This is a genomic window from Pseudomonas glycinae, from assembly GCF_001594225.2.
In the GTDB taxonomy this organism is placed as follows: Bacteria; Pseudomonadota; Gammaproteobacteria; order Pseudomonadales; family Pseudomonadaceae; genus Aquipseudomonas; species Aquipseudomonas glycinae.
The window spans coordinates 777,213-803,689 of record NZ_CP014205.2 but is presented as its reverse complement, the minus strand read 5'-3'; the positions used below and the strand labels follow the sequence as shown (position 1 = coordinate 803,689).

27 protein-coding genes are annotated in these 26,477 nt (G+C 60.7%); 23 read left to right on the top strand and 4 right to left on the bottom strand.

Annotated elements, in window-relative coordinates:
* The first annotated feature begins 1 nt into the window (after position 1).
* The 20 genes from cysE to AWU82_RS03515 all read left to right on the top strand — a co-directional run bounded on the left by cysE (position 2) and on the right by AWU82_RS03515 (position 17,981).
* Positions 2 to 778 carry a serine O-acetyltransferase gene (gene cysE / locus AWU82_RS03610; protein ID WP_007956691.1) on the top strand — a complete coding sequence of 259 codons (777 nt, stop codon included), beginning with the start codon at positions 2 to 4 and terminating at the stop codon, positions 776 to 778.
* A 168-nt stretch (positions 779 to 946) separates the two neighbouring features.
* Positions 947 to 1,438 carry a Fe-S cluster assembly transcriptional regulator IscR gene (iscR, locus tag AWU82_RS03605; protein WP_007956690.1) on the top strand — a complete coding sequence of 164 codons (492 nt, stop codon included), beginning with the start codon at positions 947 to 949 and terminating at the stop codon, positions 1,436 to 1,438.
* 50 nt (positions 1,439 to 1,488) lie between these two features.
* Positions 1,489 to 2,703, top strand: a complete 1,215-nt coding sequence (locus AWU82_RS03600; protein ID WP_007956689.1) for an IscS subfamily cysteine desulfurase — start codon at positions 1,489 to 1,491, stop codon at positions 2,701 to 2,703.
* 101 nt (positions 2,704 to 2,804) lie between these two features.
* Positions 2,805 to 3,191: a Fe-S cluster assembly scaffold IscU gene (iscU, locus tag AWU82_RS03595; RefSeq protein WP_003227907.1), complete on the top strand. Its 387-nt coding sequence runs from the start codon at positions 2,805 to 2,807 to the stop codon at positions 3,189 to 3,191.
* Between the two features lie 34 nt (positions 3,192 to 3,225).
* The gene (gene iscA / locus AWU82_RS03590; RefSeq protein ID WP_003227904.1) at positions 3,226 to 3,549 is read left to right on the top strand and encodes an iron-sulfur cluster assembly protein IscA; all 324 of its coding nucleotides are present in this window, start codon (positions 3,226 to 3,228) and stop codon (positions 3,547 to 3,549) included.
* A gap of 8 nt (positions 3,550 to 3,557) precedes the next feature.
* Positions 3,558 to 4,079: a co-chaperone HscB gene (hscB, locus tag AWU82_RS03585; RefSeq protein ID WP_064383913.1), complete on the top strand. Its 522-nt coding sequence runs from the start codon at positions 3,558 to 3,560 to the stop codon at positions 4,077 to 4,079.
* Positions 4,080 to 4,130: 51 nt separating this feature from the next.
* A complete protein-coding gene (hscA, locus tag AWU82_RS03580) occupies positions 4,131 to 5,996 on the top strand; it encodes a Fe-S protein assembly chaperone HscA (protein ID WP_064383912.1) in 1,866 nt (621 codons plus the stop codon).
* Positions 5,996 to 6,337, top strand: coding sequence for an ISC system 2Fe-2S type ferredoxin (gene fdx, locus AWU82_RS03575; protein WP_007956685.1), 342 nt, complete (start codon positions 5,996 to 5,998; stop codon positions 6,335 to 6,337). Before hscA ends, fdx begins: the two co-directional genes overlap by 1 nt.
* Positions 6,338 to 6,351: 14 nt before the next feature.
* Positions 6,352 to 6,552, top strand: a complete 201-nt coding sequence (gene iscX / locus AWU82_RS03570) for a Fe-S cluster assembly protein IscX (protein ID WP_064383911.1) — start codon at positions 6,352 to 6,354, stop codon at positions 6,550 to 6,552.
* Positions 6,553 to 6,640: 88 nt separating this feature from the next.
* Positions 6,641 to 7,066 carry a nucleoside-diphosphate kinase gene (gene ndk / locus AWU82_RS03565; protein WP_039765715.1) on the top strand — a complete coding sequence of 142 codons (426 nt, stop codon included), beginning with the start codon at positions 6,641 to 6,643 and terminating at the stop codon, positions 7,064 to 7,066.
* A 28-nt stretch (positions 7,067 to 7,094) separates the two neighbouring features.
* Entirely contained in the window at positions 7,095 to 8,243 is a 1,149-nt protein-coding gene (gene rlmN, locus AWU82_RS03560; protein WP_064383910.1) for a dual-specificity RNA methyltransferase RlmN, read from the top strand.
* 12 nt (positions 8,244 to 8,255) lie between these two features.
* A complete protein-coding gene (gene pilW / locus AWU82_RS03555; RefSeq protein WP_007956682.1) occupies positions 8,256 to 9,014 on the top strand; it encodes a type IV pilus biogenesis/stability protein PilW in 759 nt (252 codons plus the stop codon).
* Positions 9,014 to 10,036: a RodZ domain-containing protein gene (locus AWU82_RS03550; RefSeq protein WP_064383909.1), complete on the top strand. Its 1,023-nt coding sequence runs from the start codon at positions 9,014 to 9,016 to the stop codon at positions 10,034 to 10,036. Before pilW ends, AWU82_RS03550 begins: the two co-directional genes overlap by 1 nt.
* Before the next feature lie 3 nt (positions 10,037 to 10,039).
* Positions 10,040 to 11,149, top strand: coding sequence for a flavodoxin-dependent (E)-4-hydroxy-3-methylbut-2-enyl-diphosphate synthase (gene ispG / locus AWU82_RS03545; protein WP_053152544.1), 1,110 nt, complete (start codon positions 10,040 to 10,042; stop codon positions 11,147 to 11,149).
* A 22-nt stretch (positions 11,150 to 11,171) separates the two neighbouring features.
* On the top strand, positions 11,172 to 12,461 hold the full coding sequence (gene hisS, locus AWU82_RS03540) for a histidine--tRNA ligase (protein WP_064383908.1): 1,290 nt from the start codon (positions 11,172 to 11,174) through the stop codon (positions 12,459 to 12,461).
* A gap of 41 nt (positions 12,462 to 12,502) precedes the next feature.
* The gene (locus tag AWU82_RS03535; RefSeq protein WP_011335807.1) at positions 12,503 to 13,144 is read left to right on the top strand and encodes a tetratricopeptide repeat protein; all 642 of its coding nucleotides are present in this window, start codon (positions 12,503 to 12,505) and stop codon (positions 13,142 to 13,144) included.
* A complete protein-coding gene (gene bamB / locus AWU82_RS03530) occupies positions 13,137 to 14,288 on the top strand; it encodes an outer membrane protein assembly factor BamB (protein ID WP_039765728.1) in 1,152 nt (383 codons plus the stop codon). The genes AWU82_RS03535 and bamB overlap by 8 nt, the downstream gene beginning before the upstream one ends.
* A gap of 136 nt (positions 14,289 to 14,424) precedes the next feature.
* Positions 14,425 to 15,897 (top strand): ribosome biogenesis GTPase Der, encoded by a 1,473-nt coding sequence (gene der / locus AWU82_RS03525; protein ID WP_064383907.1) that lies wholly within the window; start codon positions 14,425 to 14,427, stop codon positions 15,895 to 15,897.
* Positions 15,898 to 16,053: 156 nt separating this feature from the next.
* Positions 16,054 to 17,202 carry a pyridoxal phosphate-dependent aminotransferase gene (locus AWU82_RS03520; protein ID WP_064383906.1) on the top strand — a complete coding sequence of 383 codons (1,149 nt, stop codon included), beginning with the start codon at positions 16,054 to 16,056 and terminating at the stop codon, positions 17,200 to 17,202.
* On the top strand, positions 17,190 to 17,981 hold the full coding sequence (locus AWU82_RS03515; RefSeq protein WP_064383905.1) for an amidohydrolase: 792 nt from the start codon (positions 17,190 to 17,192) through the stop codon (positions 17,979 to 17,981). Before AWU82_RS03520 ends, AWU82_RS03515 begins: the two co-directional genes overlap by 13 nt.
* Positions 17,982 to 18,177: 196 nt before the next feature.
* On the opposite strand, the gene leuA is transcribed toward AWU82_RS03515, so the two are convergent.
* The 4 genes from leuA to AWU82_RS03495 all read right to left on the bottom strand — a co-directional run bounded on the left by leuA (position 18,178) and on the right by AWU82_RS03495 (position 23,303).
* Entirely contained in the window at positions 18,178 to 19,857 is a 1,680-nt protein-coding gene (leuA, locus tag AWU82_RS03510) for a 2-isopropylmalate synthase (RefSeq protein WP_064383904.1), read from the bottom strand.
* 343 nt (positions 19,858 to 20,200) lie between these two features.
* Positions 20,201 to 21,022, bottom strand: a complete 822-nt coding sequence (locus AWU82_RS03505) for a M23 family metallopeptidase (protein WP_064383903.1) — start codon at positions 21,020 to 21,022, stop codon at positions 20,201 to 20,203.
* A gap of 3 nt (positions 21,023 to 21,025) precedes the next feature.
* The gene (gene xseA / locus AWU82_RS03500) at positions 21,026 to 22,405 is read right to left on the bottom strand and encodes an exodeoxyribonuclease VII large subunit (protein ID WP_064383902.1); all 1,380 of its coding nucleotides are present in this window, start codon (positions 22,403 to 22,405) and stop codon (positions 21,026 to 21,028) included.
* A 10-nt stretch (positions 22,406 to 22,415) separates the two neighbouring features.
* Positions 22,416 to 23,303 carry a LysR family transcriptional regulator gene (locus AWU82_RS03495; protein ID WP_064383901.1) on the bottom strand — a complete coding sequence of 296 codons (888 nt, stop codon included), beginning with the start codon at positions 23,301 to 23,303 and terminating at the stop codon, positions 22,416 to 22,418.
* 100 nt (positions 23,304 to 23,403) lie between these two features.
* Here AWU82_RS03495 and AWU82_RS03490 point away from each other — a divergent pair, with 100 nt between their 5' ends.
* The 3 genes from AWU82_RS03490 to guaB all read left to right on the top strand — a co-directional run bounded on the left by AWU82_RS03490 (position 23,404) and on the right by guaB (position 26,468).
* The gene (locus AWU82_RS03490; protein WP_064383900.1) at positions 23,404 to 24,171 is read left to right on the top strand and encodes a sulfite exporter TauE/SafE family protein; all 768 of its coding nucleotides are present in this window, start codon (positions 23,404 to 23,406) and stop codon (positions 24,169 to 24,171) included.
* Positions 24,172 to 24,334: 163 nt separating this feature from the next.
* Entirely contained in the window at positions 24,335 to 24,883 is a 549-nt protein-coding gene (locus tag AWU82_RS03485) for a hypothetical protein (RefSeq protein ID WP_011335799.1), read from the top strand.
* A 115-nt stretch (positions 24,884 to 24,998) separates the two neighbouring features.
* Entirely contained in the window at positions 24,999 to 26,468 is a 1,470-nt protein-coding gene (gene guaB / locus AWU82_RS03480; protein WP_011335798.1) for an IMP dehydrogenase, read from the top strand.
* Positions 26,469 to 26,477 lie beyond the last annotated feature (9 nt).

The following is a 26,477-nucleotide window of genomic DNA, read 5'->3' as shown; positions in this document are numbered from 1 at the left end:
GATGTTCGAGCGTTTGCGTGAAGATATCCAGAGCGTATTCCACCGGGACCCGGCGGCGCGTAACGCTTTTGAAGTCCTGACCTGCTACCCCGGCATGCATGCGATCTGGATTCATCGACTGGCCGGCATGCTCTGGCGCAATGATCTGAAATGGCTGGCGCGGCTGGTGTCGAACTTCGGTCGCTGGCTGACCGGGATCGAGATCCATCCGGGGGCCAAGGTCGGTCGACGCTTCTTCATCGACCATGGCATGGGTATCGTGATTGGTGAAACCGCTGAAATCGGCGATGACGTGACGATCTATCAGGGCGTGACCCTGGGCGGTACCAGCTGGAACAAGGGCAAGCGTCATCCGACCCTCGGTGATGGCGTTGTGGTGGGGGCAGGTGCGAAGGTGCTCGGCCCGTTCACTGTGGGTGCTGGCGCCAAGGTCGGGTCCAATGCTGTCGTCACCAAAGAAGTGCCACCGGGTGCCACTGTGGTGGGGATTCCGGGCCGGATCATCGTTAAATCCGATGATGAGGCTGACGCCAAGCGCAAGGCGATGGCCGAGAAGATCGGCTTCGACGCCTATGGTGTCAGCGAGGACATGCCCGATCCGGTGGCGCGCGCCATCGGCCAGTTGCTCGATCACCTGCAAGCGGTGGACGGGCGTCTGGAGGGGATGTGCGGCGCGCTGAAGGATCTGGGCAGTAATTACTGTGCGAAAGATCTGCCCGAGCTGCGTGAAGAAGACTTCGCCTGCGTCAAGGGCAAGGACGAATCCAAGCTCCACTGACGCACTTGTAGGGCTGCTGCCGACCGGTGTGCCATTAGGCCGCAGACCCTGCTATGATTCGCGCGCTCTTTTGCGGGTAAACCCGACTAAAGCACTAGGTCTTATAGTTGACTTAAATGCTCGGGAATTGCATACTCCCGCCCATTCCGAACTCCGTGGTAATTGTCCATGCGACTGACTACAAAAGGCCGATACGCCGTGACCGCCATGCTTGACCTGGCGTTGCACGCGCAACACGGGCCGGTGTCCCTGGCCGATATCTCCGAGCGCCAAGGCATCTCCCTGTCCTATCTCGAACAGCTTTTCGCCAAGCTGCGCCGCAGCAACCTGGTTTCCAGTGTTCGCGGTCCGGGCGGTGGCTACCAGTTGTCCCGCGACATGCAGGGCATCCAGGTGGCTCAGGTGATCGATGCGGTGAACGAATCGGTCGATGCAACAAAATGCCAGGGCCAGGGCGACTGCCACTCCGGTGACACCTGCCTGACCCATCACCTGTGGTGCGACCTGAGCCTGCAGATTCACGAATTTCTCAGCGGTATCAGCTTGGCCGACCTCGTAACTCGCCGTGAGGTGCAGGAAGTGGCCCAGCGTCAGGATCAGCGTCGTTGCAATGGCAAGGCGCCGCGCCTGGACAAGATTGAAGCGTCCGCCGTCGAATGACAGCCAGAGAGCTAGCGGCACGCCAGCCAGCCTGATTTAGGAGATAGTCCATGAAATTGCCGATTTACCTTGATTACTCTGCGACCACCCCGGTCGATCCGCGCGTTGCGCAAAAAATGAGTGAATGCCTGCTGGTCGACGGAAACTTCGGTAACCCGGCGTCCCGTTCCCACGTGTTCGGCTGGAAAGCCGAAGAGTCCGTCGAAAACGCCCGTCGTCAGGTGGCCGATCTGGTCAACGCCGACCCGCGTGAAATCGTCTGGACCTCCGGTGCCACCGAGTCCGACAACCTGGCAATCAAGGGTGCGGCACATTTCTACGCCTCCAAGGGCAAGCACCTGATCACCTCCAAGATCGAACACAAGGCTGTCCTCGACACCATGCGCCAACTGGAGCGTGAAGGTTTCGAAGTCACCTACCTCGATCCGACCGAAGATGGCCTGATCACCCCGGCCATGATCGAAGCCGCGCTGCGCGAAGACACCATCCTGGTGTCGGTAATGCACGTGAACAACGAAATCGGCACCGTCAACGATATCGCCGCCATCGGTGAGCTGCTTCGTTCCAAAGGCATCCTGTTCCACGTCGACGCCGCTCAGTCCACCGGCAAGGTCGAAATCGACCTGCAGAAACTGAAAGTCGACATGATGTCTTTCTCCGCCCACAAGACCTACGGCCCCAAAGGCATCGGCGCGCTGTACGTCAGCCGCAAGCCGCGTGTGCGCATCGAAGCGACCATGCACGGTGGCGGTCACGAGCGTGGCATGCGTTCCGGCACCCTGGCGACCCACCAGATCGTTGGCATGGGCGAAGCGTTCCGTGTGGCCAAGGAAGACATGGCTGCCGAAAACGTCCGTATCAAGGCATTGAGCGACCGCTTCTACAAGCAGGTCGAGCACCTGGAAGAGCTGTACGTCAACGGCAGCCTGACCGCCCGCGTTCCGCACAACCTGAACCTGAGCTTCAACTACGTTGAAGGCGAGTCGCTGATCATGGCGCTCAAGGATCTGGCGGTTTCGTCCGGTTCGGCCTGCACCTCGGCGTCGCTTGAGCCTTCGTACGTACTGCGCGCCCTGGGCCGCAACGACGAACTGGCACACAGCTCGATCCGTTTCACCTTCGGCCGTTTCACCACCGAAGAAGAAATCGACTACGCCGCGCAGAAAGTCTGCGAGGCCGTTACCAAGCTGCGCGCTCTGTCGCCGCTGTGGGACATGTACAAAGACGGCGTCGATATCTCGAAGATCGAGTGGGCGGCACACTAAATATAGAAGCCGCCGGATACAGATCCTGTAGCGACGCGGCGGTTTACGCAGCGCAGTTGCAGGGTCTCAAGAGCGGCCCTGATGAGTGAGGATTGAGAATCATGGCTTACAGCGAAAAGGTCATCGACCACTACGAAAACCCGCGCAACGTCGGCAAGATGAACGCGGAAGATCCTGATGTCGGCACCGGCATGGTCGGCGCTCCGGCGTGCGGCGACGTGATGCGTCTGCAAATCAAGGTCAACGATCAGGGCGTTATCGAAGATGCCAAGTTCAAGACCTACGGCTGCGGTTCGGCTATCGCCTCCAGCTCCCTCGCTACCGAGTGGATGAAGGGCAAGACTCTGGACGAAGCTGAAACCATCAAGAACACTCAGCTGGCCGAAGAACTGGCCCTGCCGCCAGTGAAAATCCACTGCTCGGTTCTCGCTGAAGACGCCATCAAGGCGGCCGTTCGCGATTACAAGCAGAAGAAAGGCTTGATCTGACTTTCAAGATTTGGCGACGAGTAAGGAGTCAACGATGGCTATCAGCATGACAGAAGCGGCTGCTCGACACGTGCGGCGCTCCCTCGACGGGCGCGGCAAGGGTGAAGGGATTCGTCTGGGTGTTCGCACCACAGGCTGTTCCGGCCTTGCCTACGTGCTGGAGTTTGTCGACGAGGTGGTTGCAGAAGATCAGGTGTTCGAAAGTCACGGCGAGAAAGTGATCATCGACCCGAAAAGCCTGGCCTACCTCGACGGCACCGAGCTCGACTTCGTCAAGGAAGGATTGAACGAAGGCTTCAAGTTCAACAATCCCAACGTACGCGGTGAATGTGGCTGCGGCGAAAGCTTCAACATCTGAGGCTTGTCGTGGGTACTCCTTGTCATTTCGCTTTATTCGAGCTGCAACCGGGCTTTCGTCTGGATCTCGAGCAGTTGGCCACGCGCTATCGTGAGCTGGCGCGCGGTGTTCATCCTGACCGCTTTGCCGATGCTTCCGAGCGCGAGCAGCGGTCGGCGCTGGAGCAGTCTGCTCGGCTCAATGATGCCTACCAGACACTCAAGAGTCCGGCCCAGCGTGCACGCTACCTGCTGACCATCAGCGGGCATGAAGTGCCGATGGAAGTCACCGTCCACGATCCCGAGTTTCTTCTGCAGCAGATGCAATGGCGCGAAGAGCTCGAAGATCTGCAGGACAGTGCCGACCTGGACGGTGTCGCGGCTTTCAAGCGTCGCCTGAAAACCGCCCAGGAAGAGCTCAACGAAAGCTTCGCAGCCTGTTGGGATGATGCAGCGCAACGCGAACAGGCCGAACGCCTGATGCGGCGCATGCAGTTCCTCGACAAGCTCACCTACGAAGTGCGCCAGTTAGAAGAGCGCCTCGACGATTAACCCAGTGCCGCTCCGGTCGCACGCCTGATATACAGATAAGTCCTGATCACGATGGCCCTACTGCAGATCGCCGAACCCGGCCAAAGTCCTCAACCGCACCAGCGTCGTCTGGCTGTGGGAATCGACTTGGGCACTACCAATTCGCTGGTCGCTGCGTTGCGCAGTGGTCTTTCCGAGCCGCTGGCCGATGCCGAAGGGCGGGTCATCCTGCCTTCCGCCGTGCGTTATCACGCCGATCGCGTCGAAGTCGGCGAGTCGGCCAAGCTGGCCGCATCCTCCGATCCCCTGAATACCGTGCTGTCGGTCAAGCGCCTGATGGGTCGTGGCCTGTCCGACGTCAAGCAATTGGGCGATCAGCTGCCGTACCGCTTTGTCGGCGGCGAATCGCACATGCCGTTCATCGACACCGTGCAGGGCCCTAAAAGCCCGGTCGAAGTCTCCGCCGATATCTTGAAAGTATTGCGTCAGCGCGCTGAGGCCACCCTTGGCGGTGAGTTGGTGGGCGCGGTGATCACCGTTCCGGCGTATTTCGACGATGCTCAGCGCCAGGCTACCAAGGACGCGGCGAAACTTGCCGGTCTGAACGTGTTGCGTCTGCTCAACGAGCCGACAGCTGCGGCGGTGGCATACGGTTTGGATCAGCATGCCGAAGGCCTGGTCGCCATTTACGATCTGGGCGGCGGCACCTTCGATATTTCGATTCTGCGCCTGACTGGCGGTGTCTTCGAAGTCCTGGCCACTGGCGGGGATAGCGCGCTGGGCGGCGATGATTTCGATCACGCGATTGCCGGCTGGATCATCGAGAGCGCCGGTTTGTCCGCCGACCTCGATCCGGGCGCACAGCGCAGCCTGCTGCAAGCTGCCTGCGCCGCTAAAGAAGCCCTGACGGATTCTGACAGTGTTGAAGTTGCTTACGGCGACTGGAAGGCTCAGCTGACTCGTGAAGCCTTCGATGCGCTGATCGAGCCAATGGTTGCCCGAAGCCTCAAAGCCTGCCGCCGCGCCGTTCGTGATTCCGGCGTCGAGCTGGAAGATGTGCACGCCGTGGTCATGGTCGGTGGTTCGACCCGCGTTCCACGTGTTCGCGAAGCCGTCGCCGAAGCCTTCGGTCGTCAGCCTTTGACTGAAATCGACCCGGATCAAGTGGTGGCCATCGGTGCTGCGATCCAGGCCGATACCCTGGCCGGCAACAAGCGCGATGGCGGCGAACTGCTGCTGCTCGACGTGATCCCGCTGTCCCTGGGGCTGGAAACCATGGGCGGCCTGATGGAGAAAGTGATTCCGCGCAACACCACCATTCCCGTCGCGCGTGCTCAGGACTTCACTACTTATAAAGACGGCCAGTCGGCCATGGCGATCCACGTGTTACAGGGCGAGCGTGAGTTGATCTCCGACTGCCGTTCCCTGGCTCGCTTCGAATTGCGCGGCATCCCGGCGATGGTGGCCGGTGCAGCGAAAATTCGCGTGACCTTCCAGGTCGATGCCGACGGTCTGCTCAGCGTCTCTGCCCGTGAATTGGGTTCGGGCGTTGAGGCGAGCATTCAGGTCAAGCCGTCCTATGGCCTGACCGATGGCGAAATCGCCAAGATGCTGAAAGATTCGTTCCAGCACGCCAATGACGACAAGGTCGCCCGCGTTCTTCGCGAGCAGCAAGTCGATGCCCAGCGCCTGATCGAAGCGGTGCAGGGCGCTCTTGAGGCGGATGGCGAGCGTTTGCTCGACGCTGAAGAGCGCATGGTCATCGAGTTGCAAGTGCAGGAACTGACCGAACTGATGAAAGGCACCGATGGTTACGCCATCGAGCAGCAGACCAAGCGTCTGTCGCAAGTGACCGATGCTTTTGCAGCCCGTCGTATGGATCAGACGGTGAAGGCCGCTCTGTCCGGGCGCAATCTGAATGAAATCGAGGATATCTGATGCCGCAGGTCATTTTTCTGCCCCACGAGAAGTTCTGCCCTGAAGGCATGGTCGTTGACGCTGCACCCGGCACGTCGATCCTCGAGCTGGCTCACGAACACCACATCGAGATGGAAAGCGCCTGCGGCGGCGTCTGCGCCTGCACCACTTGTCACTGCATCATTCGCGAGGGTTTTGACTCGCTGGAAGAGGCCGACGAGTTGGAGGAAGATTTCCTGGATCGTGCCTGGGGTCTGGAAGCCCAGTCGCGCCTGGCTTGTCAGGCGATCGTCGGTGAAGAAGACATCACCGTCGAGATTCCGAAATATTCGCTTAACCATGCGGCCGAAGCGCCGCACTGACTGGTAAGACTGTCATGAGCTACGGTTGGAATGATGTTCAACGTATTGCAGAAGAGCTGGCTGAGGCCAAGCCGGGTGTAGATCCGTATTCTGTCAATTTCGTCGAGTTGCAGCAGTGGATCAAAGAGCTGCCGGACTTCGACAATACCTCTGGTCGTGTTGGCGAGAAGGTATTGGAGGCGGTTCAGACTCTCTGGGCCGATGAATTGGACTGATCGTCCTCGCAGGTTAGGCAATACCCAAGAACCCGCGTATAATTCGCGGGTTTAATTTTTCGCAAATTACCGTTTCTGGAGTTACACCATGGCTGTTCAACGTACTTTCTCCATCATCAAGCCTGACGCCGTTGCTAAAAACGTGATCGGCAAGATCACCACTCGCTTCGAAGACGCTGGCCTGCGCGTTGTAGCTTCGAAACTGAAGCAACTGTCCAAAGCCGAAGCCGAAGGCTTCTACGCTGAGCACAGCGCTCGTGGTTTCTTCGGCGACCTGGTTGCCTTCATGACTTCGGGTCCAGTTGTCGTTCAGGTTCTGGAAGGCGAAAACGCCATCGCTCGCAACCGTGAGCTGATGGGCGCTACCAACCCTAAAGAAGCTGCTCCAGGCACCATCCGTGCTGACTTCGCTGAATCGATCGACGCCAACGCCGTTCACGGTTCGGACTCCGAAGCCGCTGCTGCTCGCGAAATCGCTTACTTCTTCGCAGCTACTGAAGTAACCACTCGCTAAGCATTGGCTTAAGAGTGAAGGTGAATCCATGACGATATCGACTGTTAAAACCAACCTGCTGGGTCTGACCCAGCCGGAAATGGAAAAATTCTTCGACTCAATCGGGGAGAAGCGTTTCCGTGCCGGTCAGGTAATGAAATGGATTCACCACTTTGGCGTCGATGATTTCGACGCCATGACGAACGTCAGCAAGGCCTTGCGCGAAAAGCTCAAGGCTGTTGCTGAGGTCCGTGGTCCCGAAGTGGTCAGCGAGGACATTTCCAGCGACGGCACCCGCAAGTGGGTGGTGCGCGTGGCGTCCGGCAGCTGTGTCGAGACTGTTTACATTCCCCAGGGCAAACGCGGCACTCTGTGCGTTTCGTCCCAGGCAGGCTGTGCCCTGGATTGCAGTTTCTGCTCCACCGGCAAGCAAGGCTTCAACAGCAATCTCACCGCCGCCGAAGTTATCGGTCAGGTGTGGATTGCCAACAAATCCTTCGGCAGTGTTCCGGCTACCATCGACCGCGCCATCACCAACGTGGTGATGATGGGCATGGGCGAACCGCTGCTGAACTTCGACAACGTCGTGGCCGCCATGCATCTGATGATGGATGACCTGGGCTACGGGATCTCCAAGCGCCGCGTGACCCTGTCCACGTCGGGTGTGGTGCCGATGATCGATGAGCTGGCCAAGCACATCGACGTATCCCTGGCGTTGTCCCTGCACGCACCGAATGACGCATTGCGTAACCAATTGGTGCCGATCAACAAGAAATATCCGCTTAAGATGCTGCTCGAGTCGTGCCAGCGCTACATGTCCGCCCTTGGCGAGAAACGTGTGCTGACCATCGAGTACACCTTGCTCAAGGACGTCAACGACAAACTTGAGCACGCCGTGGAAATGATCGAGCTGCTCAAGGATATTCCGTGCAAGATCAACCTGATTCCGTTCAACCCGTTCCCGCATTCCGGGTACGAGCGGCCGAGCAACAACGCCATCCGCCGGTTCCAGGATCAGCTTCACCAGGCTGGTTTCAACGTCACCGTGCGCACCACCCGTGGTGAAGACATCGACGCGGCTTGTGGTCAATTGGTAGGGCAGGTGCTGGATCGCACCCGTCGCAGCGAACGTTACATCGCCGTGCGCGAATTGAGCGCCGACAGCGATCTGGCACAGAACGCCGCGAACACTAACTAAGAGAGGATCTCTATGTCCCTGCGCTTTGCGCTGCTGTTGCTGTTGGCCAGCCTGTGTGCTGGTTGTGTCCTGTCGGGCGACTACAACCCGATGAAGACCAGCAAGGGCCGTGACGAAGCGCGAGCTGCCTACGTGCAGCTGGGATTGGGATACTTGCAGCAGGGCATGACCGAACGGGCCAAGGTTCCACTGAAGAAAGCCCTGGAGCTGGACGGGTCGGATCCCGACGCCAACGCCGCGCTGGGCCTGGTGTTCCAGGCCGAAATGGAGCCTGCGCTTGCTGATGAACACTTCCGCAAGGCTTTGTCCTCCCGTCCCGCCGATGCGCGCATCCTCAACAACTACGGCAGTTTTCTCTACGAAGAACAGCGTTACAAGGAAGCCTACGAGCGTTTTGAACAGGCGGCCGCCGATACCCTGTATCCTGAGCGTTCGCGGGTGTTCGAGAACCTCGGCATGACGGCGGCGAAGCTCGGGCAGCGTGATCTGGCGCAGCAGCAGCTGGAAAAAGCGCTGCGTTTGAACCGTCAGCAGCCACGGGCATTGCTGGAAATGGCTGAGTTGTCATTCGAAGACAGGCATTATGTGCCCGCGCGTGACTATTACGACCGTTTCAGCCAGCTCTCCGAGCAAAATGCACGTAGTCTGTTGCTCGCCGTTCGGTTGGCAAAAGTATTTGAAGATCGCGACAAGGCCGCCAGTGCGGGCCTGCAATTAAAACGACTCTATCCCGGTACGCCGGAATATCAGCAATACCTGTCGGAGCAATGATGAAAGCGGCGCATCCCGAAGTTGTAGCAGCGAATCGCGTTAACCCCGGTGAGACCCTGCGCCAGGCCCGCGAAAGCAATGGCTGGTCGCTGGCCGAAGTGGCCCTCAAGCTCAACCTCACCGTGACTTCCCTGAGCAATCTTGAAGCCGGCGCATTCGACAAGTTGCCCGGGCATACCTTCGCTCGCGGCTACATTCGCGCCTACGCCAAATTGCTCGGTATGGACCAGACCGTTCTGGTCCAGCAATTCGACCAGTCCACCGGCACCGACTCCCAGGGCAGCAATGTCCACGCGCTGGGCCGTATCGAAGAGCCGGTGCGGGTTTCCCACACTATTTTGCGTATCGTCAGCCTGTTGCTGCTGATTGCGGTCATCGGCGGTGGTTTCGTCTGGTGGCAGGATCAGACTTCGCAGCGCACCAAGGACCTGATTGGCCTCGCCCCGGAGCACGTCGAAGTCGAAGGCGCCGACGGCACGACCCAGATTCATCCGCTGGACGAGCCGGAAGACCAGGCCGTCGCGGAAGGCGAAGCCGAGGGCTCGACCGCTCTGGCGCTGCCTCAATCGGAAACCACGGCTGAATCGAGCGGTGCCGAAACCGAGACCGCAGCGCCAGCTGCGACTCCGGCTGCACCGGCTCATACGCCAGCGCCTGTGGTTGCTGCTCCTGCAAATCCGGCACCTGCCGCTCCGGCCACGCCTGCACCGACCGTTGCTGCCCCGGCAGCTCCGGCCGTCGCTGCACCCGCGCCGACAGCGCCCGTTGCTCCGGCCGCAGGTCAGGGGCAGGTTCAGGTGCAGTTCATCGCCGATTGCTGGACTCAAGTGACCGATGGCAGCGGCAAAGTGTTGTACAGCGGCCTCAAGCGTAAGGGCGACAGCCTGTCTGTCGTTGGCAAGCCTCCGTTTGCCGTGCGTCTGGGCGTTGCCCGTGGCGCGCAGGTCAGCTACAACGGCCAGCCGGTCGATGTCGCTCCGTTCACCAGTGGCGAGACCGCTCGCCTGAAGTTGGGTCAATAAGTCATGCACGGCGAATCTCCAATCAAACGTCGCGAATCGCGCAAGATCTGGGTCGGTAATGTGCCCGTGGGCGGCGATGCCCCTATCGCTGTGCAGAGCATGACCAACAGCGACACCAATGACGTCGCTGCCACCGTCGCGCAGATCAACCGTCTGGAAGCCGCCGGCGTCGACATCGTCCGCGTTTCGGTACCGGACATGGACGCCGCCGAGGCGTTCGGCAAGATCAAGCAACTGGTCAAGGTGCCGTTGGTTGCCGACATCCATTTCGACTACAGGATCGCGCTGCGCGTGGCCGAACTGGGTGTGGACTGCCTGCGCATCAACCCGGGCAACATCGGTCGCGAAGACCGCGTGCGTGCGGTGGTCGATGCCGCCCGCGACCGCGGGATTCCGATCCGCATCGGCGTCAACGCCGGTTCCCTGGAAAAAGACCTGCAGAAGAAATACGGCGAGCCGACCCCGGCTGCGCTGGTCGAGTCCGCCCTGCGTCACGTCGAACACCTCGAACGCCTGAATTTCCAGGACTTCAAGGTCAGTGTGAAGGCTTCCGACGTGTTCATGGCCGTCGAAGCCTACCGTCTGCTGGCCAAGGAAATCGTCCAGCCGCTGCACCTGGGCATCACCGAAGCCGGTGGATTGCGCTCCGGTACAGTGAAATCCGCCGTAGGCCTAGGTATGCTGCTCGCCGAGGGGATTGGCGATACTATCCGCATCTCGCTGGCGGCCGACCCGGTCGAGGAAGTGAAGGTCGGTTACGACATTCTCAAGTCTTTGCATCTGCGTTCCCGTGGCATCAACTTCATCGCCTGCCCGAGCTGCTCGCGGCAGAACTTCGATGTGGTCAAGACCATGAACGAGCTGGAAGGACGCCTTGAAGACCTGCTGGTGCCGCTGGATGTCGCGGTGATCGGTTGCGTGGTCAACGGCCCCGGCGAAGCCAAGGAGGCCCATATCGGCTTGACCGGCGGCACGCCAAACCTGATTTACATCGACGGCAAGCCGTCGCAGAAACTGACGAATGACAATCTGGTGGACGAGCTGGAAAAGCTGATCCGCGAGAAAGCGGCCGAGAAGGTCGAAGCTGACGCAGCGGTTATCGCGCGCGGCTGATCGAACGAATTAAGGAATTTCTGTGAGCAAGTCTCTGCAAGCCATTCGTGGCATGAACGACATCCTGCCGGAACAGACGCCGGTATGGCGCTATTTCGAAGGCACCGTTTCGCGCCTGCTGGATAACTACGGTTACAAGCAGATCCGCATGCCGATCGTCGAGTTCACCGAGCTGTTCAAGCGCTCGATCGGTGAAGTGACCGACATCGTCGAAAAAGAGATGTACACCTTCGAAGACCGCAACGGCGACTCCCTGACCCTGCGTCCGGAAGGCACGGCCGCGTGCGTACGTGCAGTGCTCGAGCACGGCATCACCGGCGGTGGCCAGGTGCAGAAACTCTGGTACATCGGCCCGATGTTCCGTCACGAGCGTCCGCAGAAAGGCCGTTATCGCCAGTTCCACCAGATCGGTCTGGAGGTGTTCAACCTCGACGGTCCGGACATCGACGCCGAACTGATCATCATGACCTGGCGCCTGTGGGGCGAGCTGGGCATTCGCGATGCGGTCAAGCTTGAACTCAACAGCCTCGGCACCAGCGAATCCCGCGGCCGTTATCGTGAAGCGCTGGTCGAGTACCTCTCGGCGCACCACGACAAACTGGACGAAGACAGCCAGCGTCGCCTGAAGACCAACCCGCTGCGCGTGCTCGACACCAAAAATGCCGACACCCAGGCCGTGCTGGTCGATGCGCCGAAAATGGCGGATTACCTGGATGACGAATCCCGTGCCCACTTCGAAGGCCTGAAGGCCCGTCTGGATGCCGTCGGCATTCCTTACGTGCTCAACCCGAAGCTGGTGCGTGGTCTGGATTACTACAGCAAAACCGTATTCGAATGGGTCACCGACAAGCTCGGCGCCCAGGGCACCGTCTGCGCGGGTGGGCGCTATGACGGTCTGGTCGAGCAGATGGGCGGCAAGCCGACCCCGGGCGTCGGTTTCGCCATGGGCATCGAGCGTCTGGTACTGCTGCTGGAAACCCTGGAGCAGATCCCGGAAGAAATCTCCCGTCAGGTCGACGTTTATCTCTGCGCCTTCGGCGAAGAAGCAGAGCTGGCCGGTCTGGCCCTGGCCGAGCGGGTACGCGACCAGCTGCCCAACCTGCGCCTGCAAGTCAATGCCGGCGCCGGCAGCTTCAAGAGCCAGTTCAAGAAAGCCGACAAGAGCGGTGCGCTGTACGCACTGATCCTGGGTGACGACGAAATGGCCCAGCAAGTGGTAGGTTTCAAACCCCTGCGTGGCCAGGGCGAACAACAAAGCATTGCCTGGGATGCGCTCGCTGCACACCTGGCCACCTGCGTCGTGCAGGGTTGAAGCTGTCCAAACAGCCGATTTAGCGATTAAGGAGTATTGGGGTGTCGAGTACCGAAGACGAACAGTTGGCGGATTTGAAGGACTGGTGGACACGCAACGGCAAACCTCTGGTCACCGGCGGCCTGTTGGCGCTGGTCATCGTGTTCGGCTGGCAGGCTTATCACAAGTATCAGAGCAACCAGTCGCAAGGCGCCTCGGTGCTCTATCAGCAATTGCTGGAAACCACGCTGACCCCGGACGGCAAGCCTGACGCCGCGCGCGTTGCGGATCTGGCCGGCAAGCTCAACAGCGAATTCGGCGGTTCTGCCTACGCGCAGTACGGCAGCCTGTTCGTGGCCAAGGTCGCGGTCGACAGCGGCAAGCTGGACGACGCGGCGACCGAACTCAAGGCCATCGTTGCCAAACCGGCCAACCCGGCGCTGGGCGAGATCGCCCGTCAGCGTCTGGCGCAGGTACTGGGCGCACAGAACAAGGCCGATGAAGCCCTGAAACTGCTCGAAGGCGATGCCGACAAGTCGTTCCTGGCCACTCGCGAAGAACTCAAGGGCGACCTGCTGGTGCAGCTGGGCCGTACCGACGAAGCGAACGCGGCGTATCAAAAAGCCAAGGCGGCACTGTCGGATGAAGCGGCGGTCGGTGGCCTTCAAATCAAGCTGGACGACCTGGCCAAAGGGGATGCGTGACGTGATCCGTTGGAAGCATGCAGCATTGCTGGCTCTGGCCATTCTGGCCGCGGGTTGCAGCAGCAACAGCAAAAAAGAACTGCCACCGGCCGAGCTGACCGACTTCAAGGAAGAAGTAGTCCTGCACAAGCAGTGGAGCCGCTCGATCGGTGACGGTCAGGGCGAAACCTACAACATGCTGGTGCCGGCGATCGACGGTGACACCATCTACGCGGCCGACGTGACGGGTATCGTGATGGGCCTGGATCGCGGCAACGGCGACGTGAAATGGAAGAAAGACCTCGAACTGCCTGTGTCCGGCGCCGTTGGCGTGGGTTACGGTCTGGTCATGGTCGGCACCCTGCGCGGTGAAGTCGTTGCCCTCGACGCCATCAACGGTGAAGAGAAGTGGCGCTCGCGCGTCAACAGCGAAGTCCTCGCGCCACCGGCCAACAACGGTGACGTGGTGGTGGTTCAGACCCAGGACGATCGTCTGATCGGTCTGGACGCGTCCACCGGCAACCAGCGTTGGGTGTATGACAGCACGCCGGCCGTACTGACCCTGCGCGGCACCAGCGCACCGATCGTCACCAACCGCCTGGCGGTGGCTGGCCTGTCGACCGGTAAAGTGGTCGCGCTCGACATTTCCAACGGCGTGCCGGTCTGGGAACAGCGAATCGCGATTCCACAAGGTCGTTCGGAACTGGAGCGCGTGGTCGACATCGACGGCGGTCTGCTGCTGTCCGGCGGTACCCTGTACGTCGCCAGCTATCAGGGTCGCGTTGCGGCACTGGATCTGGAAAGCGGCCGTCAACTCTGGCAGCGCGACGCGTCGAGCTACGCCGGTGTTGCCCAGGGTTTCGGCAACGTCTACGTAAGCCTGTCGTCGGGCACCGTTGAAGGCGTCGACGAGCGTTCCACCACAGCACTGTGGAGCAACGACTCGCTGGCCCGTCGTCAACTGTCGGCGCCGGAAGTGTTCTCCAGCTACGTTGCAGTCGGTGACCTGGAAGGTTACCTGCACTTGCTGAGTCAGGTGGACGGTCGTTTCGTCGGCCGCGAACGCATCGACAGCGACGGCCTGCGTGCCCGTCCCCTGGTGGTGGGTGACACGATTTATGTGTATGGCAACAGCGGCAAACTGGAAGCCCTGACCATCAAGTAACAACTATGCTTGGGGTTAATTCCCCAGGCGGCCTTGCTTCTGCAGGGTTTGCAGCACCCACGGGTGTTGCCCCGAGCACCAGCCGCTGCCTCGCAGCGGCTTTTGTATTTTCTGAAATAACGAAGTGGAGAGCCGCATGGTTCCCGTAATCGCCCTGGTGGGCCGACCGAACGTCGGCAAGTCCACCTTGTTCAACCGCCTGACCAGGACTCGTGACGCCATCGTCGGCGACTTGTCCGGTCTGACCCGTGATCGCCAGTACGGTGAGGCCAAGTGGCAAGGGCGTTCCTACATTCTGATCGACACCGGCGGTATCTCCGGTGACGAGCATGGTATGGACGAAAAAATGGCCGAGCAGTCGCTGCTGGCCATCGAAGAAGCGGATGTGGTTCTGTTCCTGGTAGATGCCAAGGCCGGTTTCACCGCCGCCGACCAGATGATCGCCGAACACTTGCGCAAACGTAACAAGCGCTCCCACGTGGTGGCCAACAAGGTCGACAACATCGACCCGGAAATGGCCCGCGCCGAATTCGCCCCGCTGGGCATGGGCCATGCGATCCCGATCGCCGGTGCCCACGGTCGCGGCATCACTCAACTGCTGGAAACCGCCCTGAGCGACTTCCCGCGCGATGATGACGAGCCGGCGGAAGGTGAAGAGGAAGAAGTGGTCGCCGAAGGCGAGGAAGCCAAGCGCATTCCTGGCCCGAGCGAAAAAGACGGGATCAAGATTGCCATCATCGGCCGTCCGAACGTCGGCAAGTCGACCCTGGTCAACCGCATGCTCGGTGAAGACCGGGTAATCGTCTACGACCAGCCCGGCACCACCCGCGACAGTATTTACATCCCGTTCGAGCGTAACGACGAGAAGTACACGCTGATCGACACCGCCGGTGTGCGCAAGCGCGGCAAGATCCACGAAGAAGTCGAAAAGTTCTCCGTGGTCAAAACCCTGCAGGCGATCAAAGACGCCAACGTGGTGATCTTCGTGATGGACGCCCGCGAAGGCGTGGTCGATCACGACCTCAACCTGCTGGGTTTCGCCATCGAGGCGGGTCGTGCGCTGGTGATCGCGATCAACAAGTGGGACGGCATGACCCCGAGCGAGCGCGACTACGTGAAGGTCGAGCTGCAACGTCGTCTGTTCTTCGTTGATTACGCCGACATTCACTTCATCTCGGCCTTGCACGGCACTGGCGTAGGCAACCTCTACGCTTCGGTGCAGAACTCGTTCAAGTCGGCGGTCACCCGCTGGCCGACCAGCCGCCTGACGCAGATTCTCGAAGACGCGGTCAGCGAGCACCAGCCGCCGATGGTCAATAGCCGCCGGATCAAGCTGCGTTACGCTCACCTGGGTGGGGCGAACCCGCCGATCATCGTGATCCACGGCAACCAGATCGAGAAAGTGCCGAAGTCGTACGTGCGCTATCTGGAAAACACTTACCGTCGCGTGCTCAAACTGGTCGGTACGCCGATCCGTATCGAGTTCAAGGGCGGCGAGAACCCGTACGAAGGCAACAAGAACACGCTGACCGACCGCCAGGTCAACAAGAAGCGTCGCTTGATGTCGCACCACAAAAAGGCCGACAAGAAGCGTCGCGACAAGAAGTAAAAAGAGCAGCTGCGGGGTTCTGGCTGCAAACTTCGAGTTAAAGCGTGGAAGCAAGGAAGGGCTCTGTTCAGAGCCCTTTTTTGTGGGCGAAGGATTGATGCTTGAAACTTGTCGCTTGCAGCTTGAAACTTGCAGCTCACCTGCAAGGGGCTCCCGATGATCACCAGCAAGCTGCCGAATGTCGGCATCACTATTTTCACGCAGATGTCTCAGCTCGCGGCGCAGACCGGAGCGATCAACCTTTCCCAGGGTTTTCCCGATTTCGACGGCCCGCAGGCACTGCGCGACGCGGTCGGTCGACACATTGCCAGCGGCCATAACCAGTATTCGCCCATGACTGGCCTGCCGGCGCTGCGCCAGCAGATTGCGGCGAAGATTGCCCGCAGTTATGGCGCCAACGTCGATGCCGACAATGAAGTGACCGTTACTCCCGGCGCGACCCAGGCGATTTTCTGTGCCATTCAGGCGGTTATCCACAGCGGCGACGAAGTCATCGTGTTCGACCCGGCCTACGACAGCTACGAGCCGTCGGTGGAACTGGCCGGTGGGCGCTGCGTGCATGTGCAGCTTGGGCTGAAAGATTTCTCCATCGACTTCGAAAAGCTCAGCGCAGCCCTGAGCCCACGCACGCGCATGATCATCCTCAACACCCCGCACAACCCGAGCGGTGCGCTGATCAGCCGTGCCGAGCTGGATCAACTGGCGGCGTTGATCCGTGATCGCGACATCTACGTGATCAGCGATGAAGTCTATGAGCATCTGGTGTTCGACGGCGTGCCGCATGTCAGCGTGCTGGCCCATGAAGAGCTGTATCAGCGCGCCTTCGTGGTCAGCTCGTTCGGCAAGACCTATCACGTCACCGGCTGGAAAACCGGTTACGTCGTGGCGCCGCCGGCCCTGACGGCGGAGCTGCGCAAGGTGCACCAGTACGTCAGTTTCTGCGGTGTGACACCGTTACAGTACGCCTTGGCCGATTACATGGCCGAGCATCCGGAACACGTTGAAGAGCTGCCAGGCTTCTATCAGGCCAAGCGCGATCTGTTCTGTGATCTGCTGGCGCCGTCGCGATTCAGTTTCACCCGGGTCACCGGCACTTATTTCCAACTGGTCGATTACTCGCAGATTCGCCCTGACCTGAACGATGTCGAGATGGCGATGTGGATGACCCGCGAGCACGGCGTGGCAAGTATTCCGGTGTCGGTGTTTTACCAGCATCCACCCGAAGGCCAGCGCCTGGTGCGCCTGTGCTTTGCCAAACGTGAGGAGACGCTGCGGGAAGCGGCGGCAAAATTATGCGTGATCTGAGTGCGTTGCCTGATCTGAATCTGGCGCTGATCCAGACCAGCCTGGCCTGGCATGATCGACAGGCTAATCTCGAGCATTTCGACGCGTTGCTGGAGCAGGCGCGGGGTGCCGATCTGATCATCCTGCCGGAAATGTTCACCACCGGATTTTCCATGGAATCCGAAACCCTGGCCGAAGCCGAAAACGGCCCGACCAGCAAATGGCTGCGGGCCCAGGCGGCGAAGCTGAACGCGGTCGTCACCGGCAGCGTGATCATCCAGGCCGCTGACGGCAGTCACCGCAACCGCTTGCTGTGGGCGCGGCCGGACGGCGAAGTGCTGCATTACGACAAGCGTCACCTGTTCCGCATGGCGGGCGAGCACAATCACTACACCCCCGGCGAACGCCAGGTGCAGTTCGAACTCAAGGGTTGGCGGGTGCGTCCGCTGATTTGCTACGACTTGCGCTTCCCGGTGTGGAGCCGCGACGCTCAGGACACCGATCTGTTGCTGTACACCGCCAACTGGCCGGGCGCGCGGCGTCAGCACTGGAACCGGTTGCTGCCGGCCCGTGCCATCGAAAACCTGTGCTATGTGGCGGCAGTCAACCGGGTGGGGACCGATGGCAAGGGTTTCGCGTATACCGGCGACAGTCAGGTGCTGGATTTTCAGGGCGAGACGTTGCTGGCGGCGGGGGAGGCTGACGGGGTGTTCAAGGTGGTTCTGGAAGCGGCTTCGCTGGCGGCTTACCGCGAGCGGTTTCCGGCGAATCTGGACGCGGACACCTTCGAGTTCACCTGATAGCCCAGATCACCTAGATCGTTCCCACGTCGAGGCGTCGAACCGTCCACGTGGGAATGCCTCAAGGGACGCTCCGCGTCCCAGTGACGCAGAGCGTCACGAGCTGCATTCCCACGCAGAGCGTGGGAACGATCAGATAGAAAATAAAAAGGCCCCGGAGTTCGCACTCCGGGGCCTTTTGCATTGCAGCGGTCAGTTACGCCGCTTTAGCTTCCGGCTGGCTCAGCGAGCGGTTCAGCGCGCTGAACAGTGCCTTGAAGCTGGCGGTGGTGATGTTTTCATCGATACCAACGCCGTGCACCGCACGTTCGCCGTTCACACGCAGCTCGATGTAGGCTGCCGCCTTGGCGTTAGTGCCCGCGCCGATGGCATGTTCGTTGTAGTCCATGATCTCAACCGGGATCGGCAGACCGGCCACCAGCGCCTCCAGCGCGCCGTTGCCCTTGCCACGCCAGTGCAGGTTGGTTTCGCCCTGACCTTTGCTCGCCACTTCCACTTCGACGGCGCTGTTACCGTTTTCTTCCTGCAGGCGATGGCTGACCAGCGCGTACGGGGTGTTGGCTTGCAGATATTCGCTGTGCAGCAGCGCGTGGATTTGCTGCGCGGTCATCTCCAGGCCCAGGCGATCGGTTTCACGCTGCACGACCTGGCTGAATTCGATCTGCATGCGACGCGGCAGGCTGATGCCGTATTCCTGTTCCAGCAAGTAGGCGATGCCGCCCTTGCCCGACTGGCTGTTGACGCGGATCACCGCCTCGTAGCTGCGGCCGATGTCGGCCGGGTCGATCGGCAGGTACGGCACTTCCCACAGTGCATCGGATTTCTGCTGGGCGAAGCCCTTGCGGATCGCGTCCTGGTGGGAGCCGGAGAAGGCGGTGTGCACCAGGTCGCCGACGTATGGGTGGCGCGGGTGAACCTGGATCTGGTTGCACTCTTCGACCACTTTGCGCACGCCGTCGATGTCGGAGAAGTCCAGCCCAGGATTGAGACCCTGGGTGTACATGTTCAGTGCCACAGTCACGAGGTCGACGTTGCCGGTACGCTCGCCGTTGCCGAACAGGCAGCCTTCGACGCGATCGGCGCCAGCCATCAGGCCCAGTTCGGTGGCGGCCACGCCGGTGCCACGGTCGTTGTGGGTGTGCAGGCTGATGATCACGCTGTCACGACGGTTGATGTTGCGGTGGAACCACTCGATCTGGTCGGCGTAGACGTTCGGGGTCGCGCATTCAACGGTGGCCGGCAGGTTGAGGATGATCTTGTGCTCAGGCGTCGGGTTCCAGACCTCGATCACCGCGTCACACACTTCCTTGGCGAATTCCAGCTCGGTGGCGCTGAAGGTTTCCGGCGAGTACTCGAAGGTCCACTCGGTGTCCGGCTGCATGGCGGCGTATTTGACGAACAGCTTGGCGGCGTTCACGGCGATGGCCTTGATGCCGTCCTTGTCCTGGTTGAAGACGATGCGACGGAAAGAAGGGGAGGTGGCGTTGTACAAGTGAACGATCGCTTTCTTGGCCCCGCGCAGGGATTCGAAGGTGCGCTCGATCAGGTCTTCACGGCCCTGGGTCAGCACCTGGATGGTGGTGTCGTCCGGGATGTGGCCGTCCTCGATCAGGGTACGCACGAAGTCGAAGTCGGTTTGCGAAGCGGCCGGGAACGACGCCTCGATTTCCTTCACGCCCACTTGCACCAGGGTTTTCCAGAAGCGCAGCTTTTTCACCGCGTCCATTGGCTCGATCAACGACTGGTTGCCATCACGCAGGTCGGAGCTGCACCAGATCGGCGCGGCATCGATGGTTTTCGACGGCCACGTGCGATCCGGCAGGTTGATCACTGGAAACGCGCGGTATTTCGAAGACGGGTCTTTGAGCATGCTCATCGGGAAATTCCTTATTGTCTGGGCCGAAAAGAGGCGGCCTGCCGGTGGAACGAACGTTCTTGGAAAAGCGTGGGACGAGGTGCAGCGATTCAGCCCGGCAGTCGTGCGCTGACGAGGCACAGGCTGCGGTGCTGGCGAAGCTGAATGAGGGTGTGAGAGGTTTTCATGCCTTCAACCCTAACCGCGGGGGATGAGGATGGCAAGCAGTCGAAAAAAATTGAGAGGAATACCCGGAAAGCGGTTTTTTCCGAGATTTTATTCTTGATATGGCTGTAATTGTTTGCGGGGATTGCGCGGACCATTCGTCGTGCGCAATCCCTGCTGGTGGGGGTTCAGCCGGAAATCAAGGCTGGAAAGCCCCAATGAAAATCGCCGGATCGACCCGCGCATCGTTCAGGCTGACGTTCCAGTGCATGTGCGGCCCGGTCGCTCGACCTGTAGCGCCCACCTTGCCCACCACCGCGCCGCGCGCCAGTTGCTGGCCGTTCTGCACATCAATCTTCGACATGTGGCAGAACATGCTGATGAAGCCCTGGCCGTGGTCGACGAACACGGTGTTGCCATTGAAGAAGTAGTTGCCGATCAGGATCACCTTGCCCGCTGCCGGAGTCTTGATCGGCGTGCCGGCCGGCACCGCGAAGTCCAGACCTGCGTGCGGATTGCGCTCTTCACCGTTGAAGAAACGGCGCACGCCGAACTTGCTCGACAGCGGCCCGTTGACCGGTTTGTCCAGCAGCAGGTTGCTCGGCGTGTTCGGGCTGAAACTGCGGTAGGCCTTGATCTGTTCGGCCAGCTCGCCCTCGATACGCTTGAGGTTGGCCGGGTTCGGATTGACCTGCTGGGTGTTCTTCAGGGTGATGTGCTGTTCCGGGTATTTCTTGTTGCCGACACTGAAATTGAGGTTACGGCCACCACTGCTGATCTGCTGAATGCCGGGTTTGACGGTCAGCGGAATGCCGACAATCGCCAGCCAGTTATTCTGTTCCTTGACCACCAGCACCGGTTTGCCTTGATACGTGGCTTTCGGCGCTTGCGCAGCTGTCCCCAGATCGACGACCGCCACGCCGCCCGGCACCGGTTTGTTCAGCAGGCGGGTGATGTAACTGTCGGCGTGGGCGTTGAAGCTCAGGCACAGCAACAGCAGCGGAGCGAGAAAACGCGGCATGGATCAGTCCAGTAAAGAGAGAGTGACGGGCGTCAGGTGATTGTCCTCGACGCGCACTTGCAGTTCGCCTTCGCCCAGTCTGGCCTTGAGGCGCTGACCGGTGTGGGTCTGTGCGGCGTTGCGGATCGCGTTGCCGCGCTCATCCAGCAGAATGCTGTAGCCGCGACCAAGAGTCGCCAGCGGGCTGACCACGTGCAGGGTCTGCATCTGGCTTTGCAACTGCAGGCGACGGCGTTTCAGGCCTTCGTTGATCGCGCGAGGCAGGCGCTCGGCAAGACTGTCGAGGCGCTGGCGCAACAGGGCCAGTTGGCGTCCCGGATGTTGCCCGGCGAGGCGGGTTTCCAGGCGGATCAAGCGTTCGCGACGGGTATTGAGCTGGCGCTCGAAGGCGCGGCGCATGCGCATGTCCAGGTCATCCAGACGCTGTGCCTGCTGGCGCAAACGCTCGCCAGGATGGCGCAAGCGGCGGGTCATGCCTTCAAGGCGCAGGCGATCGCGCATCAGGCGGTCACGCATGCGCATCACCAGTCGGCGATGCAGGCTTTCGACCTGACGGATGAGGTGGCTGGAATCCGGGGCAAGCAGTTCAGCAGCGGCGGACGGTGTAGGGGCGCGCACGTCCGCCACGAAGTCGCTGATCGACACATCGGTTTCATGGCCGACCGCGCTGACGATCGGCGTCACGCAGGCATCCACCGCCCGGGCCACGGCTTCTTCGTTGAAGCACCAGAGGTCTTCCAGCGAGCCGCCGCCACGGGCCAGGATCAGCGCGTCGAAGCCACGGGCATCCGCCAGTTTCAGGGCGCGGACGATCTGCGCGGTGGCTTCGCGGCCCTGAACGGCGGTGGGAATCAGCGTCAGTTGTACTTGCGGCGCGCGGCGGCGGAACACGCTGATAATGTCGCGGATTACCGCGCCGGTCGGCGAACTGATGATGCCGATGCGCTGCGGATGGGCCGGCAGCGGCACCTTGCGCTCGGCACTGAACAGGCCTTCGGCGCTGAGCTTTTCCTTCAGGGCATCGAAAGCAAGGCGCAGGGCACCGTCGCCGGCAGGCTCCACGGTGTCGAGGATCAGCTGATAGTCGCCACGCCCTTCGAACAGCGAGACCTTGCCGCGCACTTTGACCGCCAGGCCGTCCTTCAGCGCCTGACGCACCCGCGCCGCATTCTGCCGGAACAGTGCGCAACGCACCTGCGCGCCGCTGTCCTTGAGCGTGAAATACACGTGGCCGGACGCCGGGCGGGCGAGGTTGGAGATTTCGCCTTCGACCCAGATGTTGCTGAACACGTCTTCGAGCAACACCCGCGCGCGGCCGTTGAGCTGGCTGACGGTCAGGACTTCGCGGTCGAGGCCGAGTCTTGCAAAGGGATCTTTAATCATGGGGCGCAGTTTAAAGGCATTCGCCGGTGAATGTCTGGAGGAAGTGTTGCACCAGAGGTGTGGGATTTTGCCGAGATGCGAGGGCGACAGTGCTTTGGCAATCGCCGGTCAGCGGCAGAAATCTCACACCCGCAGGCGCGATGTCCTGCATCGATTCCGGCAGCAGAGCGATGCCGAAGCCGGCCTGGATCAACTGCAATTGCGTAGTCTTGCGCGACATCACCCGAGCAGCCTGGGGGAAGAAACCGTGACGCATGCACAGGTCGGCGCACAAATAACTCAGCCCGCCGCGCTGCGGATGCGGGATGGAGATGAACGCTTCGTCCTTCAATTGCGCCAGATCGACCGCCTCCGCCAACGCCAGTCGATGATCCGCCGGCACTGCAAGCAGCAAACGGTCGGTGTAGAGCGGCACAATCTGAATGCCCTCGCGCTGGCGCAGCACCGGCAGGCGCAGAAGGCCGATGTCGAGCCGGCCCTCGGCCAGTTCTTCAAGTTGCGCCTCCGAGGAGAGCGTGCCGATGTCCAGCGAAACCCCGGGTTGCTGCTCCAGATAAGTGCTCATGTCGCGCAACAACCGGCCACTGATCGGCACGGTACTCGAGTGGCACACTCGCAAAGTACCGCGCTGCCCTTGGCCAATTTCCGTGGCCAAAGTGCTGGCCTTGTTCAGTTCATTGAGCAGGTTTCTCGCCCGGGGCAGGAGCGCTTCGCCAGCGGCGGTGAGCCGAGGCTGGCGCGCGGTGCGTTCGAACAGCGGCGTTTGCAGGCGGGTTTCCATGTCCTTGATCTGTCGGCTCAACGCTGACTGGGCAATGAACAGGCGCTCGGCCGCGGCACTGAAGCTGCCGCTCTCGGCGATTTCCACGAAGTAGCGCAATTGACGGGTTGAAAGCACGAGGCATGCCTTTTCGAGATGGCTTGGCGGTTTCGAAGATATTAGTCGCAACCCTCGGCGCTGGCTAAAGTCATCGCAAACTTATAAAGGAAGCGAGCGAATGAGCGTGGCGGGGTTGTTGAGCGAATGGTCGTGGGGCGCGCAGGGCTGGGTGGTGATCGGACTGGCTATCGCGCTGGCCTACATCGTGTTCGGGATTGCCGGTTTCGGCACGGCGCTGGTGGCGGGGCCGATCCTGATTCTGTTCATGCCGCTGTCGAAGATCGTGCCGTTGCTGGTGCTGCTGGATTTCGTCGCGGCGTTCGGCAATCTGCTGCCGTCGCGGCGGGATGTGGCGAAACCGGAGTTGCTGCGGCTGCTGCCGTGCATGGCGGTGGGCTGCACGCTGGGGGTGATTTTCCTGCTTAACCTCAAGTCCGATCTGCTGTTGCTGCTGATGGGGTTGTTCATCAGTGCCTACGCGGTTTACAGCTTGTGGATCAAGGCGCGGCCGGCACAGTTGTCCGCTGGATGGGCGTTGCCGATGGGAACCGTGGGCGGGTTGTTCGGGGCGTTGTTCGGCAGTGGCGGCTTTCTGTATGCGATCTACCTCAACAGCCGACTGCCCAAGGACGCGGCGCGGGCCACGCAAAGTGCGCTGATCAGTTGCAGCACGGTGGTGCGTTTGAGTCTGTTCACCATCGCCGGGGTGTATGCCGAGCTACCCTTGTTGATGCTAGCGCTGTGCCTGTTGCCGGCCATGGCGCTGGGCTTGTGGATTGGACGTCGACTGACCATGCGTCTGTCTCGCGAGGCCTTCGTGCGGCTGGTGACCTGGCTGGTGCTGGCGAGCGGTCTGGCGCTGATCGGTCGATATTTAAGCACTTGACCGGATTGTCTCAGGGATTAAGCTGCCGGCCTTTAGGGCCTCTTCGCGGGCAAGCCCGCTCCCACAGATTTCTCAGATGTACACAGGATGTGTGAGCGACTGAGAACCTTGTGGGAGCGGGCTTGCCCGCGAAGGCGTCAGAAGCCATACCGCAGGACTTTTCATGAATTCGCAGAGCATCATCGTCCCGAAAATCTCCAACCTGCCGGTGCACGAGCCCCGGGCCCGGGCGATCCTGCGCTGGCTGGTGCGCAAGAATATCGTCAAGGAAGAACTGAGCACCTGCGGACGCACTGGCAATCGCATGGCCTACGCCATCGCCGATGGTGCCCGCGCGGTGGTGCTGCATCCCGAGGCGCTGCCGTTCGGTGAGCCGATCAATGGGCTGGAAGTCATCACCAAACGCTGCATCTACACCCCGGCCAAGGGTTTTCTCGAAGAGGCCGGTTGCGCCGAGTGCCGGCAGGAGATCGGCGAAGCGCTGTTCGAAAGTCTGGAAGACTGGATGCCGGGCCGCACCGACAACTTCACCTGCCCCGAATGCGGGCATGAAGACGATATCAACGGTTTTCTGTATTTACAGGAATGCGGGTTTTCCAACCTCGGTTTCATCTTCAACAACTGGCTGGAGGCGGGGTTCAAGCAGAGTTTCATCGACGAATTCGCCGACTGGCTGGATCAGCCGGTGAGCTGGGTCAAGGTCGAACTGTAAGGGCAACTTTTCCCGTACATCAGCAACATTGATATAAGACAAGTTTTACATTGAGCCCGGTAGGGTGTCTGAGTATAATGGCGCGCTTCCATTTTCCCGCTCGGGAGCCCCCGCGATGCTGCGTATCAGCCAAGAAGCTCTGACCTTCGACGACATTCTCCTAGTGCCCGGTTATTCCGAGGTGCTTCCTAACGAAGTCAGTCTGAAGACCCGCCTTACCCGTGGCATCGAGCTGAACATTCCTCTGGTTTCTGCCGCCATGGACACCGTCACCGAAGCCCGTCTGGCAATTGCCATGGCTCAGGAAGGTGGCATCGGCATTATCCACAAGAACATGACCATCGAGCAGCAAGCTGCCGAAGTTCGCAAGGTCAAGAAGTTCGAAGCCGGTGTGGTCAAGGACCCAATCACCATCGAGGCTGACGCCACGGTTCGTGATCTGTTCGAACTGACCCGCATGCACAACATTTCCGGCGTTCCGGTGCTGCACGATGGCGACCTGGTCGGCATCGTCACTTCCCGTGACGTACGCTTCGAAACCCGTCTGGATGCCACCGTTCGTGAAGTGATGACGCCCAAAGAGCGTCTGGTCACTGTTCGCGAAGGCGCCGACAAGAACGAAGTCCGCGAGCTGCTGCACAAGCACCGCCTGGAAAAAGTCCTGATCGTCGACGACAAGTTTGCCCTCAAAGGCATGATGACCGTCAAAGACATCGAAAAAGCCAAGGCCTACCCGCTGGCCAGCAAGGACGACCAGGGTCGTCTGCGCGTTGGCGCTGCAGTCGGTACCGGTAAAGACACCGGTGACCGCGTTGCAGCCCTGGTCAATGCCGGTGTGGATGTGGTGGTGGTCGACACCGCTCACGGTCACTCCAAGGGTGTGATCGACCGCGTTCGCTGGGTCAAAGAGAATTTCCCTGAAGTGCAGGTGATCGGCGGCAACATCGCCACCGGCGCTGCCGCCAAGGCTCTGGCCGAAGCTGGCGCCGACGCCGTCAAGGTCGGTATCGGCCCTGGCTCGATCTGCACCACCCGTATCGTCGCCGGTGTCGGCGTTCCGCAAATCAGTGCCATCGCCAACGTTGCCGCTGCCCTCGAAGGCACCGGTGTTCCGTTGATCGCCGACGGCGGTATCCGTTTCTCCGGTGACCTGTCCAAGGCCATCGTGGCTGGTGCTTCCTGCGTGATGATGGGCTCGATGTTCGCCGGTACCGAAGAAGCGCCGGGCGAGATCGAACTGTTCCAGGGTCGTTCGTACAAGGCTTATCGCGGCATGGGTTCGCTGGGCGCCATGTCCCAGGCGCAAGGTTCCTCCGACCGTTACTTCCAGGACTCCTCGGCAGGCGCCGAGAAGCTTGTACCTGAAGGGATCGAAGGCCGTGTTCCTTACAAGGGCACCCTGAGCGCGATCATCCACCAGTTGATGGGCGGTCTGCGTTCTTCGATGGGTTACACCGGCAGCGCCAACATCGAAGAAATGCGCACCAAGCCTGAGTTCGTGCGGATCACCGGTGCCGGCATGGCCGAGTCCCACGTTCACGACGTGCAGATCACCAAGGAAGCGCCAAACTACCGCGTAGGTTGAGCCTTCAAG

Coding starts and splice junctions, on each gene's coding strand:
- hscA (WP_064383912.1), top strand. CDS start 4,131: ATGGCCCTACTGCAGATCGCCGAACCCGGCCAAAGTCCTCAACCGCAC.
- AWU82_RS03550 (WP_064383909.1), top strand. CDS start 9,014: ATGAAAGCGGCGCATCCCGAAGTTGTAGCAGCGAATCGCGTTAACCCC.
- AWU82_RS03600 (WP_007956689.1), top strand. CDS start 1,489: ATGAAATTGCCGATTTACCTTGATTACTCTGCGACCACCCCGGTCGAT.
- cysE (WP_007956691.1), top strand. CDS start 2: ATGTTCGAGCGTTTGCGTGAAGATATCCAGAGCGTATTCCACCGGGAC.
- iscA (WP_003227904.1), top strand. CDS start 3,226: ATGGCTATCAGCATGACAGAAGCGGCTGCTCGACACGTGCGGCGCTCC.
- AWU82_RS03515 (WP_064383905.1), top strand. CDS start 17,190: ATGCGTGATCTGAGTGCGTTGCCTGATCTGAATCTGGCGCTGATCCAG.
- AWU82_RS03520 (WP_064383906.1), top strand. CDS start 16,054: ATGATCACCAGCAAGCTGCCGAATGTCGGCATCACTATTTTCACGCAG.
- xseA (WP_064383902.1), bottom strand. CDS start 22,405: ATGATTAAAGATCCCTTTGCAAGACTCGGCCTCGACCGCGAAGTCCTG.
- ispG (WP_053152544.1), top strand. CDS start 10,040: ATGCACGGCGAATCTCCAATCAAACGTCGCGAATCGCGCAAGATCTGG.
- rlmN (WP_064383910.1), top strand. CDS start 7,095: ATGACGATATCGACTGTTAAAACCAACCTGCTGGGTCTGACCCAGCCG.
- bamB (WP_039765728.1), top strand. CDS start 13,137: ATGCGTGACGTGATCCGTTGGAAGCATGCAGCATTGCTGGCTCTGGCC.
- pilW (WP_007956682.1), top strand. CDS start 8,256: ATGTCCCTGCGCTTTGCGCTGCTGTTGCTGTTGGCCAGCCTGTGTGCT.
- fdx (WP_007956685.1), top strand. CDS start 5,996: ATGCCGCAGGTCATTTTTCTGCCCCACGAGAAGTTCTGCCCTGAAGGC.
- guaB (WP_011335798.1), top strand. CDS start 24,999: ATGCTGCGTATCAGCCAAGAAGCTCTGACCTTCGACGACATTCTCCTA.
- AWU82_RS03505 (WP_064383903.1), bottom strand. CDS start 21,022: ATGCCGCGTTTTCTCGCTCCGCTGCTGTTGCTGTGCCTGAGCTTCAAC.
- iscU (WP_003227907.1), top strand. CDS start 2,805: ATGGCTTACAGCGAAAAGGTCATCGACCACTACGAAAACCCGCGCAAC.
- AWU82_RS03485 (WP_011335799.1), top strand. CDS start 24,335: ATGAATTCGCAGAGCATCATCGTCCCGAAAATCTCCAACCTGCCGGTG.
- iscX (WP_064383911.1), top strand. CDS start 6,352: ATGAGCTACGGTTGGAATGATGTTCAACGTATTGCAGAAGAGCTGGCT.
- iscR (WP_007956690.1), top strand. CDS start 947: ATGCGACTGACTACAAAAGGCCGATACGCCGTGACCGCCATGCTTGAC.
- der (WP_064383907.1), top strand. CDS start 14,425: ATGGTTCCCGTAATCGCCCTGGTGGGCCGACCGAACGTCGGCAAGTCC.
- ndk (WP_039765715.1), top strand. CDS start 6,641: ATGGCTGTTCAACGTACTTTCTCCATCATCAAGCCTGACGCCGTTGCT.
- AWU82_RS03490 (WP_064383900.1), top strand. CDS start 23,404: ATGAGCGTGGCGGGGTTGTTGAGCGAATGGTCGTGGGGCGCGCAGGGC.
- leuA (WP_064383904.1), bottom strand. CDS start 19,857: ATGAGCATGCTCAAAGACCCGTCTTCGAAATACCGCGCGTTTCCAGTG.